2 protein-coding genes and 2 pseudogenes are annotated in these 1947 nt (G+C 73.7%); 3 read left to right on the top strand and 1 reads right to left on the bottom strand.

Annotation, left to right across the window (positions count from 1 at the left end; translation table 11 throughout):
* A pseudogene (locus tag H5J29_RS34510) lies at positions 1-197 on the top strand (phytoene desaturase family protein); the annotation flags it as partial.
* Here H5J29_RS34510 and H5J29_RS34505 read toward each other — a convergent pair.
* The gene (locus tag H5J29_RS34505) at positions 160-423 is read right to left on the bottom strand and encodes a hypothetical protein (protein WP_220188139.1); all 264 of its coding nucleotides are present in this window, start codon (positions 421-423) and stop codon (positions 160-162) included. The pseudogene H5J29_RS34510 and the gene H5J29_RS34505 overlap by 38 nt on opposite strands.
* Here H5J29_RS34505 and H5J29_RS36410 point away from each other — a divergent pair.
* Together H5J29_RS36410 and ku are read left to right on the top strand one after the other, a co-directional pair.
* A pseudogene (locus H5J29_RS36410) lies at positions 412-696 on the top strand (ATP-binding protein); the annotation flags it as partial. The gene H5J29_RS34505 and the pseudogene H5J29_RS36410 sit on opposite strands and share 12 nt — an antisense overlap.
* Positions 697-870: 174 nt before the next feature.
* Positions 871-1833 carry a non-homologous end joining protein Ku gene (gene ku / locus H5J29_RS30750; protein ID WP_246394506.1) on the top strand — a complete coding sequence of 321 codons (963 nt, stop codon included), beginning with the start codon at positions 871-873 and terminating at the stop codon, positions 1831-1833.
* Positions 1834-1947 lie beyond the last annotated feature (114 nt).

The raw sequence follows: 1947 nt of genomic DNA, 5'->3' as shown, positions 1-1947 counted from the left end.
GCGGCGCGATCTACGGGACGGCCTCGCACGGTCCGCGGGCCGCCCTGCTGCGTCCGGCGAACCGCTCGCCGGTGCGCGGGCTCTACCTCGTCGGCGGCTCCGCGCACCCCGGCGGCGGGCTACCGCTGGTGCTGCACTCGGCGGAGATCACGGCGGGGCTCATCGGCCGGGCCCGGGAACCGTCCGGACGACCGTGACCGCCAGCTGCACGAGACCCACCGCCGCGACCACCCCCCAGATGACGAGGCACACCGTGGCCCAGTCCCAGCCCGTGAACGGGGTACCCGCCTGCATGAACCCGGCTCCGAGCGCGGCCACCAGCACCACGATCACGCGGGTCGGCCGTTCGGCGACGGTCACCCCGCCCACCCCCGGCATGCCCACGGACTGGGCGCGGGCCCGCACGTACTCGTGCAGCAGCACACCCGCCCCGAGCGCGACGCACCCCCCGAACAGCTCGTCGACGGGCTGCTCGACCGGCTCGGCGAGCAGGACGTCCACCCGGACGACATCGCCGTCGTGGCCGTCCGCCTGCTGCCCGGCCCGCTCGTCCTGGAGGTCCCGGCCGAGCCCGGCGAGCTGCGCGGGGTCCGTCGCGCGGTCACCGAGTGGGCGCGGCTGGCCGCCCTGGACACCCTGCTCGTGGAGGACCTGCAGCTCGCGCTCGGCGAGGCCGCCGCCAACGCCGTCGACCACGCCTACCCGGTGTCGCGCCCGCCCGTCTCCCGGCTCCGTGCGGTGCCGGGGTCCGGCCGGACGTCGTCCTCGGCCGTGGTGGGCTTGCCGAAGAGGGAACGCAGTCGTCGGAACATGGGGCCGGGTACCCGCTCCGGGCCGGTTCACCCGGTTCCGCGGCGGGTACCTGCAGGTATGGCGCGTGCGATCTGGACGGGGACGATCTCCTTCGGGCTGGTGTCGATACCGGTCGGGCTGTTCAGCGCGACCGAGGACCACACGGTCGGGTTCCACCAGTTCGAGCGGGGCACGTCGGACCGCGTGCGGATCCAGCGGGTCAACGAGCGGACCGGCGAGGAGGTCGAGTACTCCGACATCGTCAAGGGGGCGGAGGTCGGGGACGGCGAGTACGTGATCGTCGAGCCGGACGAGCTGGACTCGATCGCCCCGGGTCGCTCGCAGTCGTTGGAGATCAGCGACTTCGTGGACCTGGCGGACATCGACCCGGTCTTCTTCCAGCGGACCTACTGGCTCGCCCCGACCGCCGAGGCGCACGCCAAGCCCTACGCGCTGCTGCGGCGCGCGATGGCGGACGGTGGCAAGGCCGCCGTGGGCACGTTCGTGATGCGCGGCAAGGAGTACCTCGCCGCGGTGCGCTCCGACGGCGACGTCCTCGCGCTCCACACCCTGCACTTCGCCGACGAGGTCCGCGACCCGACGGCCGAGCTGGACCACATCCCGTCGAGCCGGACCTCGGGCGGGGAGAAGGAGCTGCGCATGGCCGCGACGCTCATCGAGTCGATGTCGACGGCGTGGAAGCCGGACCAGTACCGCGACACCCACCGCGACCGGGTCGCGAAGCTGGTGGCGGACAAGCACGCCGGGCGCGAGGTCGTCACCGAGTCCGCCGCCCCGGAGCCGACCGACATGTCCGACCTGATGGAGGCGTTGCAGCGCAGCATCGACGAGGCCACGGGGAAGCGGAGCAAGGCCCCCGACCTCGGCTCCGCGAGCAAGAAGGAGCTGCTCGCGCTGGCCAAGGAGCTGGACGTGGCAGGCCGGTCGTCGATGAGCCGGGACGAGCTGCAGGAGGCCGTGCAGGAGTCGGGCGGGCAGGGGTCGGGCGGGCAGGGGTCGGGCGGGCCGAAGGCCTCCTGAGCCGGTCAGGTCTCGGCGCAGAGCAGGACGCCCTCGAGCCGGCCCCTCCGCAGCAGCGGGGCGAGGCGGTCCTCCTCCCCGGGTTCTTCTGCAAGTACGTCAGCGGGTACCTCG

Origin of the sequence: Pseudonocardia pini (genome assembly GCF_013870575.1) — a bacterium.
In the GTDB taxonomy this organism is placed as follows: domain Bacteria; phylum Actinomycetota; class Actinomycetes; order Mycobacteriales; family Pseudonocardiaceae; genus Pseudonocardia; species Pseudonocardia pini.
The sequence above is the reverse complement of the archived record's forward strand: the minus strand, read 5'-3'. Positions and strand labels throughout refer to the sequence as shown.